Here is a 15650-nt window from a genome sequence, read left to right as displayed (position 1 = left end):
TAGCCTGTATACTTCCCGTTTGTGTGCAATACAGATGAGGGAAGTATGCGGTACAGCCGGTTTGCGTTGGCCTTGGTATGGTGGCTGGTCAGCCTGAGCGCGTTGGCGGCGGATCCCGCGGATGACCTGTCCTTCGAACGCCGGCGCTGGACCCTGGCGGACGGCGCGCCCGGCCAGGCCTTCGATATCCAGCAGACCGCCGACGGCCTGATGTGGTTCACCTCGCCGACCGGCCTGTACAGCTTTGACGGCGTCAAGTTCAAGCAGGAGAACGAGGTCTACGGCAACAAGATCCTGTCGACCAATACCGCATCGATGCGCGCCCAGCCGGACGGCAGCCTGGCGGTGGGCTATGGCTTCGGCGGCATCAGCATCATGACGCCGACAGGCGCGCGCCACTATGTCGCCGGCACCGACTTCCCGCTCGGCTCGACCCGCGCCATCACCGCCGATGCCGATGGCAACTGGTACGCCGGCACTACCTCCGGCATCGTCCGCCTGCAACAGGACAAGTGGATCGCGGTCGGCCGCACCGTGCTGCCGGGCATGGTCGAACGAATCAGGTTCGACGCCGAGGGCACCTTGTGGGCGCTGACCGGCGATGAAATTTATGCGCTGCGCAAGGGGGCGCAGGACTTCAGCTTTGTCATGAAATACGGCGGGCTCGGCACGGCCAACTTCTACAACCGCTGGCTGCACGTCAAGCTGCCGGACGGCAGCTTTGCCAGGGTGACGGCCGATGGCAGGCAGGAACCGCTCAACATCGAGAACGCGCAAGCCTACCGCTCCATCGTCAACGGCCCCAACGGCACCATGGCGGCCATGCGCGACGAAGGCGTCGCGCGGCTGGCCCAGCGCGCCAATGGCGCATGGTATGAGACCGAATTCTATCCGCCGGTGTACGGTTCCAGCGCCGGCTCGGGCGGCGGCGGCCTCGGCATCAGCCTGCTGCGCGACCGCGAAGGCAATTTCTGGCGCACCACGCTGGAAGGTGTGGAGAAATTCCGCCTGCACCGCTTCCACCAGATCAAGAAGCAGGACTTCTCGTGGCTGGTGCAACGCGGCCTGGGCGATGAAATGTGGATGGGCGGCTACAAGGAGCCGATGCAGCGCGTCAGTCCGGACGGCGCCAGCCGGCCCACCGGCATCAAGCGGCCGACCGCGCTGCTGCGCGTGGCGGCGGACCACGTGTGGGTTGGCGTGCAGGGCGGCGTATGGGAATTCGCTGCCGGCGGCGAGCACTTCTGGGAATTCCCGGCGCAGATCGGCAAACCGTTCGACGTGCAGGCGCTGGCGCTGGATGGCGACGGCAAGCTGCTGGTATCGGTCACGCGCCACGGCCTGTGGTCGCTGGAGCAGGGTGTTTGGCGCCAGGACCCGCGCCTGCAAGGCCTGAAAGATCCGACGCCGGTCAGCATGCAGCGCGACAGCCGTGGCCAGCTGTGGCTGGGCCTGACCAACAACCGCCTCGGCCGGCTGACGCCGCAGACGCTGGCGCTGCTGCCGGACAGCAGCCAGCTACAGATCGGCAACATCCTGGCGATGATCGACCTCGGCGGCCGCCTGCTGATCGGCGGCGACCTCGGCGTGGCCTGGATCGACGGCGACCGCGCGCACGCGATGAAGTTCCAGCGCGGCGCCATGGTGCAGCAGGTCACCGGCCTGGTGGCCGATCATCTCGGCCAGCTTTGGATCCACAGCAATGCCGGCCTGCTGGTGCTGGCGCCGAAGGAGCTGGAAAAATTCTGGCGCGCGCCCGAGCAGCCACTGGTCACCGAGCTGTTCAACTTCGAGGATGGCGTCAGCGGCACGGCGATCCCGATCCGGCCCTTGCCGTCGCTGAGCATCGACAGCCGTGGCCGCGTTTATTACGCCACCATGTCGCAGGCCGGCTGGATCGATCCCGCCAACATCCGCCGCAACCCGCGCGCGCCGAATGTCATCATCCAGGGCCTGAATGCGGGGCAGGGCGAGGTGCGCCCGGTGAACGGCATGCAGCTGCCGGAACACACCACCGCCATCGACCTGGCCTTCACCGCGACCGCGTTGGGCATACCGGAGCGGGCCACCCTGAAGTACCGGCTGGACGGCGTCGACGCCGACTGGCAGGAGGTCAAGCGCGAACGCAGCGCGCACTACACCAACCTGCGGCCTGGCCAGTACCGCTTCCACGTCATCGCCGCCAATGAGGACGGCGTCTGGAATCTGCAGGGCGCGGAACTGCGGTTCGAGATCAAGCCGGCGTTCTGGGAGACCGCCTGGTTCCAGCTGCTGTGCACGGTGTTGGTGATGCTGGTCGCGGCCCTGCTGTACCAATGGCGGATTGCCGTCGTCCGGCAGCGCGCGCTGACGCTGGCGGAGGCGCGCACGTCGGCCCGCATCGAGGCCACGCTGCAGGAGCGCAGCCGCATCGCCCGTTCGCTGCACGACAATCTGCTGCAGGCGGCGCAGGCGCTGATCCTGCACTTCCACACGCTGCACAACCGCATGCCGCAGGAACCCGAGCTGAAATCCAAGCTGGACAAGGTGCTGGACTACGCCGAACAACTGGTCGAGAGCACCCGCGACGAAGTGGTGGCGTTGCGCCGCAGCCCGACCTGCGAGGAGCTGTATGCCGAACTGAAGGAATCGCTGGCCGCCACCGCGCCTGGCGCCGAAGCCGCGCTGACCTTCGACACCACCGGCCCTGCGCGGCCCTTGCAGGATGACGCCGCCGGCGAAATCGCCTATGTGCTGCGCGAAGCGGTGTGGAACAGCGCGCGCCATGCGCAGGCCAGCCGCATCGCCGTCGCGCTGCGCTTCGGCGATCAGGCATTGGAAGGCTCGGTGGTCGACGACGGCGTCGGCCTGGGCGAGCCGGCCCACGCCGGCCGCCACTGGGGCCTGATCGGCATGCGCGAACGCATCCAGCGGCTTGGCGGCGCCATCGACATCGGCCCCGGCGCGCAGGGCGGCGTCAGCGTGCGCTTTTCTATTCCGGCCGCGCTGGCCTACCGGACGGCCGCCAGCCCCGCCACCAGCTGAATGCATACACCGCCAGCGTGGCCAGCGCCATGCCCAGGCCCAGCCGGTTCATCCAGTCCTCCTCCGGTGCGCAGCTGGCGCACAGTTTCGCCGTCAGCAGCTGCACGCCGCTGACGGCGCACAGGATGATGATGGGCCAGCCGATGCGGCGGCGGAAGCGCTGGATCGCCTGCGCGCCGGCGCTGGCGGCGATGCGCGCCGTGGCATAGCCGTCCAGCGTGTCGGTCAGCGCCATGCCCAGCACGAACACGCAGGCCGCCTGCAAGGCGCTCCAGGCGCCGCCGGCCAGGCTGGTGGCCGCATAGCCCCAGGCAAACGCCTGCAACATGCTTTCCACGCCCAGCGCGAACAGCATGCCCACACCCAGCGCAACCAGCGGCCCCACCGCCGCCAGCGGCGCCAGCAGGCGCGCGGCAAGGGCGCTGCGGCCGCGCCCCTGCTGCGGCCACATCAGGCTGCGCGCATTCAGCACCGCCAGCGTCAACAGCAGGATGCCGGGCAGCCATTCCATCGCATCCAGTGTGCCGAGCAGGGCCGGGGCCGGCTGCAGCCAGGCCGACGCCATGCTGGTCAGCGCCACCATCAGCAGCACGACCACGCCGTGGCCCAGCGCGAACAGGGCGCCCATCCACGGCGCCGCCGGCGGCCGCGCGCGCATGGTGAGGCCGTCGATGGCGGCCAGGTGATCGGGCGCCAGCCCATGCCGCAGCCCCAGCAGCAGGGCCAGTTCGAGAGTCGGAAGTGCTTCGCTCATAAAACATCCTTAATGCAAGTAAGTTGCGTTATTATAGCGATAAACCAGCGTCATGCACGCGCTGGCAGTGACAAGTTCGCTTTCTTGCCTGTAGAATTCGGCTTCATACGTGAATGGTGCCCTGCATGCTTGTCAGCTGCGGGGTGAAACGGGAAGCCGGTGACGCGCGCGATTTTCATTGCGCGCCAGTCCGGCGCAGCCCCCGCTGCTGTAAGCCTGACGACGTTGACCGAACGCCACTGTGCATCGCACGGGAAGGCAAGGTCAGCCAAGGATGAAGGCGAGCCAGAAGACCGGCCAGTCACGATTAATGTGCCGAGCCCGGGGTGTGGTCTGGCCTGTTAATTGTTCGTTGTCGTTTTCCGATCTGTCACTGCCGTCGCGCGCTTTGCCGTGCGTGTGTCCGTTCGTCTGCGCGCCGAATTTCCCAACCCTTCACTGAAGAGAAGTCGTCATGAGCCATTCCCCGACCAGCAGTTCCACGTCCCTGCGTCCCATCGTTGCCGCCATCGCCATGCTAGCCGCCGCCGGCGCCTGGGCCGAACAACCCGATGTCATGCCCACCGTGACCGTGCAGGGCGCCGCCGGCAACGACGGCCTGGGCCTGACGCGCCAGAACGCCACCGCCAGCCGCCTGAACCTGACCGCGCAGGAACTGCCGGCCAGCGTGGACTCGCTCAGCGCCGACACCATGCAGGCGCGCGGCGACCTGCTGGTGAAGGACGCGGTCACCCGCACCACCGGCCTGACCGACATCAGCTCGCCCGGCAACGGCGTGGCCTATTCGGCGCGCGGCTTCACCGGCAACGGCTCGATCGCCATGCTGGAAAACGGCCAGCGTCCGCAGGTGGGTTCGGGCACGGCGACCTATCCGTCCGATCCATGGGGCTACGAATACATCGAAGTACTGCGCGGTCCCGGTTCCGTGGTGTACGGCAGCGGCACCACCGGCGCCACCATCAATGCGGTGCGCAAGACGCCGAGCCGCGCCAGCTCGGTGGAGGCGATGGCCGGCATCGGCGGCGGCGAGGCGCTGCGCGCCGGCATCGGCGCCACCGGCGCACTGGGCGAGCACGGCGCGTTCCGCGTCGACGCCTATGCCGACCACAGCGACGGCTTCATCGACCGTGGCGATGCGCGCCACGGCAAGGTGCTCACCAGCGTGACCTACGCGCTGACGCCGGATCTGGACCTGGACCTGCAACTAGACCACCTGGAGCAGAAGCCGCAGCGTTACTTCGGCACGCCGCTGGTCAACGGCGGCCTGTCGCGCGCGCTGCGCGACCAGAACTACGACGTCGGCGACGCCGACATTTCCTTCGCCGACGACAAGGCGGTGGCGCGCCTGACCTGGCGCTGGTCGCCGTCGCTCACCATCAGCAACGAGCTGGCCTATATGAAGGCGCGCCGCAACTGGCGCAACGCCGAGTACTACCACTACGACGCCGCCACCAACCTGGTCGAGCGCAGCGACTACATCGCCATCCACCACGATCAGGAACAGACCGGCAACCGCCTGGAAGCACGCTGGAACGCCGGCGCCAACCGCGTGGCGGCAGGCTGGGAAGCGTCGGCGATCAACTTCATGCATACCAATAACTCGCCGTATGGCGGTTCGTCCACCGTGGTGCCGACCGGCTTCGATCCGGGCGTGTTCGACAGCCCGGACCCGCTGCTGCCGAACTTCAAAACGCACACCATCACCAACGCCTTCTACGTCGAGGATGCCTACAGTCTCAACGAACAACTGCTGTTGCTGGGCGGCCTGCGTCACGACCGCTACAAGGTCGACCGCGTCAGCCTGCTCGGTGCGGCCGGCTTCAACGCCACGCTGCAATCGAATGCCGCGCGCCTGGGCCTGACATGGAAGCTCGACCGCAACACCTCGCTGTACGGCCAGCTGAGCACCGGCAGCGATCCGGTCACCAGCCTGCTGTCGCTGAACCTGGCCAACAGCGCTTTCAAGCTGACCTCGTCGCGCCAGGGGGAAGTGGGCGTCAAGCAGTCGCTGGCCAACGGCAAGGCCGAGTGGACGGCGGCGCTGTACCGCATCACCAAGGACGACATCGTCACGCGCGATCCGGCCAATCCGGCGCTGTCGATACAGGGCGGTTCGCAATCGTCGCGCGGCGCCGAATTGACCGGCAGCGTGGCGCTGGCGCAGGCCTGGCGCTTGGAAGCGAATGCGGCTTACACCGACGCCAAATTCGACCAGCTGATCGAAAGCGGCAACCTGTCGCGCGCCGGCAACCGTCCGTCCGACGTGCCGAAGGTGTCGGCCAACCTGTGGCTCAACTACCGCGACAACGGCTGGCGCGCCGCCGCCGGCGCCCGCTACGTCGGCGAACGTTTCATCGACAACGCCAACAGCCAGTCGGTGCCGGCCTACACCACCTTCGACGCATCGCTGGGCTGGAACGTCAGCCGCAATGTGCAGGTGCAGCTCAACCTGCGCAACCTGGCCGACAAGCTGTACGCCGTCACCTCCTACAGCGACAGCCAGTACCTGCTGGGTGATCGCCGCCATGCCGAGCTGACCGTGCAGTGGCGTTACTGATCATGAGTTCCTGGAAGCGCCAGGCGCACTTGTGGCACCGCTGGCTGGGCATTGCGCTCGGCTTGCTGGTGTTGCTGTGGTTCGGCTCCGGCATCGTGATGATGTACGTGCCGTATCCGGCGCTGACCGAGCAGGAACGCATGGTCTGGCTGGCGCCGCTGAAGGCGCAGCAGGTCCGCCTCAGCGCCTGGGATGCGTGGCAGACCGCAGCCAGGCCCGGCGTGCCGGAGGAGGTACGGCTGACGGCGGTGGCTGGCCGCGCGGCCTATCAGTTCAAGGCCGGCGGGCATTGGCTGTCCGTGTGGGCCGACGATGGCGAGGCGATGCAGGTGACGCCGGTGCTGGCCTCCGCCAGCGCTGTCAGCGCGGCGCCCGGCGCCACGGCGCTTGCCGCCGAATTGATCGACATTGACCAGTGGAGCTTCGGCAGCCTGCAAGACCACCGGCCGCTGTACCGCGTCAGCGCCAACGATGCGGCCGGCAGCGTGCTGTACGTGTCGAGCCGCACCGGCGAACTGGTGCGCGACACCACGCGCAGCGAGCGTGCCTGGAACTGGGCCGGCTCGGTGATCCACTGGATCTACTTCACGCCGCTGCGCACGCACGGCCAGCCGTGGCGGCAGGTGGTGATGTGGACTTCGGGCGCGGCGCTGCTGCTGGTGATGCTGGGTATGGTGCTGGGCCTCCAGCGCCTGCGGCTGCGGCGCCGCTATGCCGGCGGCCGGTGTTCGCCGTATCGCGGCTGGCGGGCCTGGCATCACTGGCTGGGGCTCGGCATGGGAACGCTGATGATCACCTGGCTGTTCAGCGGCTGGCTGTCGGTGACGCCGTTCAACTGGCTGGCGTCGCCGGGCGTAACGGCGCGGGACAGGCTGGCGTTCGCGGGCGGCCCGCTGGACCGCGCCGATCTGTCGCTGCCGGCGGCGCAGATTCTCCGCCGCCATCCCGGCACGCTGGAACTGGTATGGCGGCGCGTGGACGGCCAGCTGTACCTGAGCGCCCTCGACCGCGCGCAGCGGCGACTGCTGGACGCATCGGGCAAGGTTGTGCCGTCGATTCCGGCCGAGCGCCTGTTGCACGCCATCCAGGCCGTGCGGCCCGGCACGCCGTTGCAGGCGGCGGATCTGCTCACCAGCGAAGACAATTACTACTACAGCCATCACCGCCAGGCGACCTTGCCGGTGCTGCGCGCGCAATTCCAGCTGGCCGATGAAACCACGTTCTACATCGACGCCGCGCAAGGCCGGATCGCCGACTACGCCGACCGCAACAGCAAGTGGAACCGCTGGCTGTTCAACGGCCTGCACCAGCTCGACTTCGCCGCCATGCTGCGTGCGCGGCCGTTGTGGGACGTGCTGGTGATCGTGCTGTGCGTGACCGGCGCGCTGTCGGCGCTGACCGGCGTGGTGCTGGGCTGGCGCCGTCTGAAGAAGAGCGTGACGTGAGAAAGTGAGAGATTTATTGCCTAATTGGCATGATAGGATTATTTAGTCCAATCTACTAACTATCTATACATTTCCTATGCCAGCGTCCAAAAATCCCAAGCCAAAAAATCAACCCAAGCCTACATCGGTGAAGCCCGCAAAAAAAGCGCCGGCAAAAAAAACTGTAGCTACCAAGGTGACGAAAATCAAGAACGCAGCCCAGGGTGTGGCAGGCGGATTGATGTCCAACGAACTCATCAAGGGACTGCTCATAAATGCGCTGTATGACCTCTTGAAAAATGGCTGGCATGTCGCCGCGCCGGCGTTGGCAAATCTGATCAACCAGTTGTCGGTGCTACAGTTCGCATCTTTCGCATACCCGCCAACACAGCCGGAAGCGGAAGTGATCGAGGCTGATTACGATAAGTGGCTGAGTTCCCTTCTTGCGGTGATTGCCCAGCTTCGCCGCCGTATTGTGGCAATCGAGCATGCACGGGTGGAGTATGAAGCGACGTTAGAACAAATTGCTTTCTTCCTCGCTGAGGAACTGATGCAAGCAGCCCGCACCGGCGACATTATCGAAATCGAGCATCTTATGAATGGCATGCGCGCCTATCTTTTTTATTTGCAGTTGGAGCGGACGGTCCCCCCAAAGCCTGCTAGCAAAGTCCGACGCAGAGCGATTTAAAAGACGGCGGCAGCAGCGTTCCTTATAATTCCCGCGTGTCGAATTAGTGGCAAGCGCTGCTAAACGCCAAGTACCGAGCCAGTTTTCATCTCAAGATGCAAACAACGTCTTCAACTGCTGGATAAGTGGTTGCATCAGTGGACGAACCGGATCGGGCCGGTGGGCGATACCGATATCGATGAACAGCAGTTCGTCCTCCTTCAGTTTTCGGAAGACGACGCCGTGGTGCCGGATCTTTTTCAAGGATTCGGGCACCAGTCCGATGCCGTCTTCATTGGCGATCCTGCTCAACAGGACGTGATGATCGGTCGGCTCCGGCAGGCGTTGTGGTGCAAAGTGCAGCTTCTTGAATAGCGCTTCGCAGGCGTCGTAAAAGCCAGGATTGCGGTCGCGCCGGAACCAGAACAGCTTGCTGTCATTCAGATCCAGCAGCGAGATGGCTTTTCTGGCGGCCAGGCGATGCCCTTTCGGCAGCGCGACGCACAAGCGGTCGCGGTACAGGTGGCGGACAGTCAGGCCGTCGGTCTTGGTCGGCATGCCGATGATGGCGGCGTCGAGCTTCTCCTGCTGAAGGTCGCGCACGGATTTCACCGAGGTTTGGCGCTTGAAGTCGATGTCCCATTGCGGCAGCTGGGTGAATTTTTCCGTCTCCACCACCGTGGTAAGGCCGATGCGCAGGCGCTGCGTAGGCTGGCCGGCAAATCGCTGGCCCAGTTTTTCGCAGTCCTGCAACAGGCGCACGGCTTCCTTCGCCAGCAGTTCGCCGGACCCGGTCAAGGTCACGCCCTGGCTGGAGCGATGCAGCAATTGCGCACCCAGCGCGGCTTCGAGTTCCTGCATCTGACGGCTCAGCGGCGGCTGTGTCATGTGCAGGCGCGCGGCGGCTTCCCTGAAATTCAATGTCTCGGCCAGCGCGAGGAACATCTCCAGCTGTCTCAGTTTGAAGCGCAGCGCCATAAGGTGAGGGCATTACGTGGTTGGGGATGCCATTGTATCCTCTTGCGCGAAGACTTCCTTGGCGGCGAACAGCCCGTTGAGCGCGGCGGGAAAGCCGGCGTACACCGCCATCTGCATGATGACTTCCACGATCTCCTGCCGTGAACAGCCGACATTGCGCGCGCCATGCAGATGCACCTTGAGTTGCGGCGCTGCGTTGCCCAACGCGGTGAGCGCGGCCACCACGGCCAGCTCGCGCACCTTCAGATCGAGTCCAGGCCGTGAATAGATGTCGCCGAACGGGAACTCGATCAGCAGCGTGGCGAAGTCGGGCGCGATGTCCTTCAGGCTGGCGATGACATGTTCGCCGGCCTGGCCGTCGATTTCCTCCAGCTTTGCCAGGCCGCGTTTGTAGCGTTCGTTATTCATTTGCCGCTCCTTTGTTGAGGAATGCAGGCAGTGTAAGTTCGCTTGCGGCTGCGGGGCCAATACCATTTCGGCGATACCTTTTTGGTATGGACTATACCTTGGTATGACAGATTTCCTGAGTTCTTCGCCATATACTCGGGAATATAACGAACCAAAGGAGTCCGCATGAACTTGAAGTTGAAACGCCGCGCCTTGGTTGGCGCGCTGCTGGCCATGGTGGCCGCCCAGTCTTACGCCGAAACGCCGGTGCGCATCACCTACGCCGGCTCGATGGGCGTGGTGATGGACAAGTTTATCGGCCCGGCGTTCGCCGAACGCGAGCACGTCGAATACCAGGGCCAAGGGCAGGGCGCTTACGGCATGGCGCGGCTGCTGGCGTCGAAGAAAATCGTCGCCGACGTGTTTGTCTCCGTCAATCCGGGGCCGATGGATATTCTCAAGCAGGCCGGCCTGGTGGATGAAGCGGTGCCGGTGGCCAGCACGCGCATGGTGATCGCCTACAATCCCAAAAGTTCGTACGCCGCGCAGCTGAAGGCCGGCGAGTCCGATTGGTGGAAAATATTGCAGACGCCCGGCCTGCGCTTCGGGCGCACCGATCCGGCTGTCGATCCGCAGGGCCAGAACATCATCTTCACCTTGTTGCTGGCCGAAAAATACTACAAGCAGCCAGGCATGGCCGCCGCCGTGCTGGGACCGATCGAGAACCCGCAGCAGGTGTTTGGCGAAGGCAGCCTGCTGACCCGGCTCCAGGCCGGCCAGCTGGACGCGGCGTCCGGTTACGAGAGCGCGACCATCTCCGCCAGGCTGCCGTATGTGGCGCTGCCGGACCAGATCAACCTGAGCAATCCGCAATATGCGAAGGATTGGTACGACACCGTCAGCTTCCCGATCCAGCACCGCGACGGCAAGAGCGAAACGGTGCGGCCGCAAGCGCTGGTGTTCTACGCCGCCGTGCTGAAGAACGCGACCGCGCCGGAAGCCGCGAAGCGCTTCATCACTTTCCTGCAAAGCCCGGACGGCCAGGCGCTGTTCCATCAGAACGGCTACGGTCAACCCAAGGGCGACGCCTTGTACCGCTGATGAAGCATCACGCCCGCTGGCTGGGCCTGCCGGCTTGCCTGCTGCTGGCGCTTCCTTTTGCCACGCTGATACAGCAAACGCCGTGGCGCAGCTTTGCCATCGCGCCTGCGGACCTGGCGTCGGCCCGCGTCTCGCTCGGCCTCGGCCTGGTGGCGCTGCTGCTGATTGCCTTGCTGGGAACGCCGCTGGCGTTCTGGCTGGCGCGCACGAAAAGCCGGACGCGCGGCGTGGTTGAAATGCTGGTGCTGGCATCGTTGCTGACACCACCGCTGGCGATGGGCATTCTGCTGGTGTCCGCCTACGGACCATACAGCGCGCTCGGCAAGCCGCTGGCCGCCGCCGGCTACCTCATCTCGAACAATATCGGCGCCTTCATCCTGGCGCAGCTTTACGGCGGACTGGCCTACTACGTGATGTCGGCCCGCACGGCGTTCGAGTCTGTTTCGCGCAGCGTGGAAGAAGCGGCGGAAACGCTGGGCGCGACGCCGTGGCACGTGTTCTGGCTGGTGACGCTGCCCTTGTCCGCGCGCGGATTGCTGGCCGGGCTGGCGCTGGCGTGGGTCCGTGTGATCGGCGAATTCGGCATCGTGATGATCTTCGCCTACTTCCCGCAAGGCATGCCGGTGCAGCTCTACATCAACCTGCAAAATGACGGCCTGGACAGCGTGTATTCGCTGGTCTGGCTACTGCTGCTGGCCGCGCTGCCGCTCCCGCTATGGCTGCTTTCGCACCGGGACAAGCCATCGCGGCATTAGAGTTGTTGACGCCGCATGGATATCTTCTATATACTAAGTTAAACGTTTTACTAGAAAACGTAAAAATAACAAGAAATACCTGTAAATTGATGGCATAAGAAATGTTAAACGATTTCATGGTGAGACATGCTTCAAAAAATGCTTTGCACGCTGATATTGCTGTTTTGCCTGCCGGTAACCGGGCAGCCGCTCGACGTCGCCGGTATCGACCGCCAGCGCATCCTGCGCGAGGCCGCGTCCAGCCTGGCGCAGGCGCCGCAGACCATCACCGCCTTTCCCAGCCCGCGCAGCAGTGGCGGCGTGCACGATTTTTACTCGGAAGGCGACTATTGGTGGCCCGATCCGGCGCAGCCGGGCGGTCCCTATATCCAGCGTGACGGCCTGACCAATCCCGACAACTTCGTCGCCCACCGGCGCGTGCTGGTGCGGTTTTCGGTGCAGGTGCCGGCGCTGGTCGCGGCCTGGAAGATTTCCGGCGAGCGCCGCTATGCCGAACATGCCGCCGACCACCTGCGCGCCTGGTTCATCGATCCCGCCACGCGCCTGAATCCCAACCTGCAATATGCGCAGGCGATCTTCGGCCGCTCCAGCGGACGCGGCATCGGCATCATCGACACCGTGCATCTGGTCGAGGTAGCGCGCGCCGTCGAAGTGCTGGAACAGGGCGACATTCTGTCCGCCGATGAGCGCCGCCAGATCCACCACTGGTTCACCGACTACCTGCAATGGCTGACCACCAGCAAGAACGGCCAGGACGAGCGTGACGCCAAAAACAACCACGGCTCCTGCTGGCTGCTGCAGGTCGCCGCCTTCGCCCACCTGACCGGCGACCAGCAACTGCTGGCCTACGCCCGCGACCGCTTCAAGACCGTGTTGCTGCCGACCCAGCTGGCCGCCGACGGCAGCCTGCCGCTGGAACTGAAACGCACCAAGCCCTACGGCTACGCGCTGTTCGACCTGGAAGCGCTGGCAGCGCTGTGCCGGATTCTGTCGACGCCGTCGGATAATCTGTGGACCTACGCCACGCCCGACGGCCGCAGCATGGCCCAGGCCATGGCCTGGATGGCGCCCTACATCCGCGACAAGCGCACATGGCCCTTGCCGCCGGACGTGATGTACGACAAGGAATGGCCGATGCGCCAGACCAGCTTGTTGTTTGCCGGGCGCGCGCTCGGCAAACCGGACTACCTGGCCCTGTGGGCCAGCCTGCCCGCAGACTCATCGGTTGAAGAAGTCATCCGCAATTTCTTCATCCGACAACCCGCGCTTTGGTAACACCACACACGATAAAAAAAGGAGACACACTTGAAGCACAACAAACCTTCCCGCCTGTCGGCGGCGGTCACGCTGGCCTTGCTGAGCATGGGCGGCGCAGCGCAGGCGCAGGATAGCAGCATGCAAAAGGTCGAAATCACCGGTTCCAGCATCAAGCGCGCGGTCGCGGACCAGGCGCTGCCGGTGACCGTGGTCAAGGCGGAAGACTGGCTGGCGCAGGGCATGCAGACCATCGACGATATCCTGATGTCGATGTCGACCGCTTCCGACTACGTGCCGAACACCACCTCCGGCAACGGCAACAGCGCCAATATGCGCGGCATCGGCACCTCGCGCACGCTGGTGCTGCTGGACGGCAAACGCCTGAACGACGTGGCGATCAACCCGAACAGCATCCCGGTCAGCGCGCTCGACCGTACCGAAGTGCTGCGTGACGGCGCCTCCTCCATCTACGGCAGTGACGCCATCGGCGGCGTGATCAACTTCGTCACCAAGAAATCGTACACCGGCGCCTCGCTGACGCTGAAGGGCAATGCGCCGAGCAAGAGCGGTGGCGGCGAATCGCGCGGCTTGAGTTTCACCGCCGGCAAGGGCAACCTGGGCAGCGACGGCTGGAACGTCTACATCACCGGCGACATCAACCAGCAGGACGCGCTGCCGCAATCGGCGCGCCCGAACATCACCTCGGACGAACGCCTGGCCAGTGCCGGCTTCCCGCCGCCCAAGCTGACCAAGGGCAGCAACTCGATCCCGGCCAACGTCACGCTGGCGAACGGCTCGACCAAGGTCGGCAACATCACCATCGGCGGCAACCCGTATTACGCCAGCGGCTGCCTGGCGCCGTACTCGACGCCGGGCCTGAACAACACCTGTACCGCCAGCTACACCGCCAACAGCCTGACGCTGACCAAGGAAAGCCAGGAAGCCTCGCTGTTCACCAAGGGCACGCTGATGCTGGGCGAGGACCACAAGCTGTCGGCCTCGCTGCTGTACTCGTCGATCTACAACCGTCCGGTGAAGAACCCGACCTTCGGCATCAACGCATCGATCGCCAACTTCCCGGCGCTGACCATCGGCCCGAACAGCAAATACTATCCAGGCAAGGGCATCGTGCCGGCCATGCCGGGCATCACCAACCAGACGCTGACGCTGGCCTGGTCGCTGTACGGCGACCTCGGCCCGACCGTGCTCGACTACAAGACCGACACCACCCGCCTGACGCTGGACGACGAGGGCCACCTGGGCGCCTGGGATTACAAGGCCAGCTTCTGGTCTGCGCTGTACAGCACCCGCACCAGCTTCCGCTCCGGCTTCGTCAACAGCTATGACCTGCTGGCCGGCGTCGCCAATGGCCAGCTGAATCCGTTCGGCCTGCAGGACCAGGTGGGCAAGGATTACCTGAGCAGCATCTCGACCAACGGCCAGACCGCCAACGCCGGCCTGACGCGCATGAACGGCGTCGACCTGAACGCCAGCCGCGAGCTGATGACGCTGCCGGGCGGTGCGGTCACGCTGGCAGTCGGCGCCAGCGCCTACCACGACTTCTCCTACAACTCGATTCCCGCCACGGTGGCGCTGTCCGGCGGCCAGACCGGCGCCACGGCCGCGACCAACCAGAGTGCCTCGCGCAACGTGACGGCCGCCTACGCCGAGATCGATTTCCCGATCACCAAGGCGCTGGACGTCGACGTTGCCGTGCGTACCGACCATTACAGCGACTTCGGCTCGACCACCAATCCGAAAGCCAGCTTCCGCTTCAAGCCGGCCGAATGGGTCATGCTGCGCGGTTCGGCCGGCACCGGCTTCCGTGCGCCAACGCTGGCCGAACGCTACTTCGGCGCCACCAACGGCCCGACCGGCATCACCAGCACCAGCTACAACGATCCGGTGCTGTGCCCTGGCGGCTTGCCTGGCGCGACCACCGGCGGCACCGCCTTGCCGGGCTATAACCCGAGCACCGTGTGTAACGCCCGCCAGCCGATCAACACCGGCGCCAACCCCCAGGTGGGACCGGAACGTTCCAAGACCTTCAACCTGGGCGTAGTATTTACGCCGACCCGTTCGCTGCTGGTGTCGGTCGATTACTTCAAGGTGCAGTTGCGCGATTCGATCGGCCAGCTGGCGCAGCCATCGCTGTTCCAGAATCCGGCCTACGCCAACCTGTTCGTGCGCGACGCCAAGGGCAACCTGCTGTACATCGACGACCGCCTGACCAATATGGGCGGCGTGCGCACCGACGGCATCGACCTGACCACCACCTACAACTTCCCGAAAACCAAATGGGGCCAGGTCGGCGTGCAGCTGGACGGCACCTATATCCATGAGTTTGAAACGCAGGTCGACCGCAACGGCGCGTGGATTTCCAGCGTCAACAAGTTCGGCCCGCTGGACGCCAACGTCATGAACTTCCGCTGGAAGTACGGCGCCTCGGCCAAATGGGTCAGCGCCAATGGCGACTGGACCTCGACCCTCAACCAGCAATACAAGCAGAGCTTCGAGGACCGTAACAGCGGCACCGCCTACCACGTGATCGACCAGTACACCGTGTACAACTGGTCGATGCAGTACAACGGCTTCAAGCAATGGAGCCTGATGGTCGGCGTGAACAACCTGTTCGACCGCGATCCGCCAGCGGCCAACTACCGCGGCGAAGGCTATTCGAGCGGCGAAGCCAGCCCGCTGGGCCGCGTCTACCGCGTGCGCGCCACCTACACCTTCTGATGCGGAG

11 protein-coding genes and 1 riboswitch are annotated in these 15650 nt (G+C 64.9%); of the genes, 8 read left to right on the top strand and 3 right to left on the bottom strand.

Annotation, left to right across the window (positions count from 1 at the left end; all coding sequences use genetic code 11):
• Window positions 1-45 precede the first annotated feature (45 nt).
• Window positions 46-3024 (top strand): sensor histidine kinase, encoded by a 2979-nt coding sequence (locus GJ698_RS04500; RefSeq protein ID WP_154356419.1) that lies wholly within the window; start codon window positions 46-48, stop codon window positions 3022-3024.
• Here GJ698_RS04500 and GJ698_RS04495 read toward each other — a convergent pair.
• Window positions 2972-3778: a HoxN/HupN/NixA family nickel/cobalt transporter gene (locus tag GJ698_RS04495; protein ID WP_154356418.1), complete on the bottom strand. Its 807-nt coding sequence runs from the start codon at window positions 3776-3778 to the stop codon at window positions 2972-2974. The two genes, GJ698_RS04500 and GJ698_RS04495, sit on opposite strands and share 53 nt — an antisense overlap.
• 97 nt (window positions 3779-3875) lie before the next feature.
• A riboswitch (cobalamin riboswitch) is annotated at window positions 3876-4094 on the top strand.
• 138 nt (window positions 4095-4232) lie between these two features.
• On the opposite strand from GJ698_RS04495, the gene GJ698_RS04490 reads away from it, so the two are divergent.
• From GJ698_RS04490 to GJ698_RS04480, 3 genes are all read left to right on the top strand, one after another.
• Window positions 4233-6335: a TonB-dependent receptor gene (locus GJ698_RS04490; protein ID WP_154356417.1), complete on the top strand. Its 2103-nt coding sequence runs from the start codon at window positions 4233-4235 to the stop codon at window positions 6333-6335.
• Window positions 6336-6337: 2 nt separating this feature from the next.
• Window positions 6338-7780, top strand: coding sequence for a PepSY domain-containing protein (locus tag GJ698_RS04485; protein ID WP_154356416.1), 1443 nt, complete (start codon window positions 6338-6340; stop codon window positions 7778-7780).
• Window positions 7781-7907: 127 nt separating this feature from the next.
• The gene (locus GJ698_RS04480) at window positions 7908-8447 is read left to right on the top strand and encodes a hypothetical protein (protein ID WP_154356415.1); all 540 of its coding nucleotides are present in this window, start codon (window positions 7908-7910) and stop codon (window positions 8445-8447) included.
• A gap of 90 nt (window positions 8448-8537) precedes the next feature.
• On the opposite strand, the gene GJ698_RS04475 is transcribed toward GJ698_RS04480, so the two are convergent.
• Together GJ698_RS04475 and GJ698_RS04470 are read right to left on the bottom strand one after the other, a co-directional pair.
• Window positions 8538-9404, bottom strand: a complete 867-nt coding sequence (locus GJ698_RS04475; RefSeq protein ID WP_154356414.1) for a LysR family transcriptional regulator — start codon at window positions 9402-9404, stop codon at window positions 8538-8540.
• Between the two features lie 12 nt (window positions 9405-9416).
• Entirely contained in the window at window positions 9417-9812 is a 396-nt protein-coding gene (locus GJ698_RS04470; RefSeq protein ID WP_154356413.1) for a carboxymuconolactone decarboxylase family protein, read from the bottom strand.
• A 165-nt stretch (window positions 9813-9977) separates the two neighbouring features.
• Between GJ698_RS04470 and GJ698_RS04465 the strand changes: the two genes are divergently transcribed.
• The 4 genes from GJ698_RS04465 to GJ698_RS04450 all read left to right on the top strand — a co-directional run bounded on the left by GJ698_RS04465 (window position 9978) and on the right by GJ698_RS04450 (window position 15643).
• Window positions 9978-10892: an extracellular solute-binding protein gene (locus GJ698_RS04465; protein WP_154356412.1), complete on the top strand. Its 915-nt coding sequence runs from the start codon at window positions 9978-9980 to the stop codon at window positions 10890-10892.
• Entirely contained in the window at window positions 10892-11647 is a 756-nt protein-coding gene (locus tag GJ698_RS04460) for a molybdate ABC transporter permease subunit (RefSeq protein WP_154356411.1), read from the top strand. The genes GJ698_RS04465 and GJ698_RS04460 overlap by 1 nt, the downstream gene beginning before the upstream one ends.
• 126 nt (window positions 11648-11773) lie before the next feature.
• Window positions 11774-12922 carry an alginate lyase family protein gene (locus GJ698_RS04455; RefSeq protein WP_154356410.1) on the top strand — a complete coding sequence of 383 codons (1149 nt, stop codon included), beginning with the start codon at window positions 11774-11776 and terminating at the stop codon, window positions 12920-12922.
• A 30-nt stretch (window positions 12923-12952) separates the two neighbouring features.
• Window positions 12953-15643, top strand: coding sequence for a TonB-dependent receptor plug domain-containing protein (locus GJ698_RS04450; RefSeq protein ID WP_154356409.1), 2691 nt, complete (start codon window positions 12953-12955; stop codon window positions 15641-15643).
• Window positions 15644-15650 lie beyond the last annotated feature (7 nt).

It is taken from the genome of Duganella aquatilis, assembly GCF_009674565.1.
In the GTDB taxonomy this organism is placed as follows: Bacteria; Pseudomonadota; Gammaproteobacteria; order Burkholderiales; family Burkholderiaceae_D; genus Rugamonas; species Rugamonas aquatilis.
This window is presented reverse-complemented; position numbering and strand designations above follow the sequence as displayed.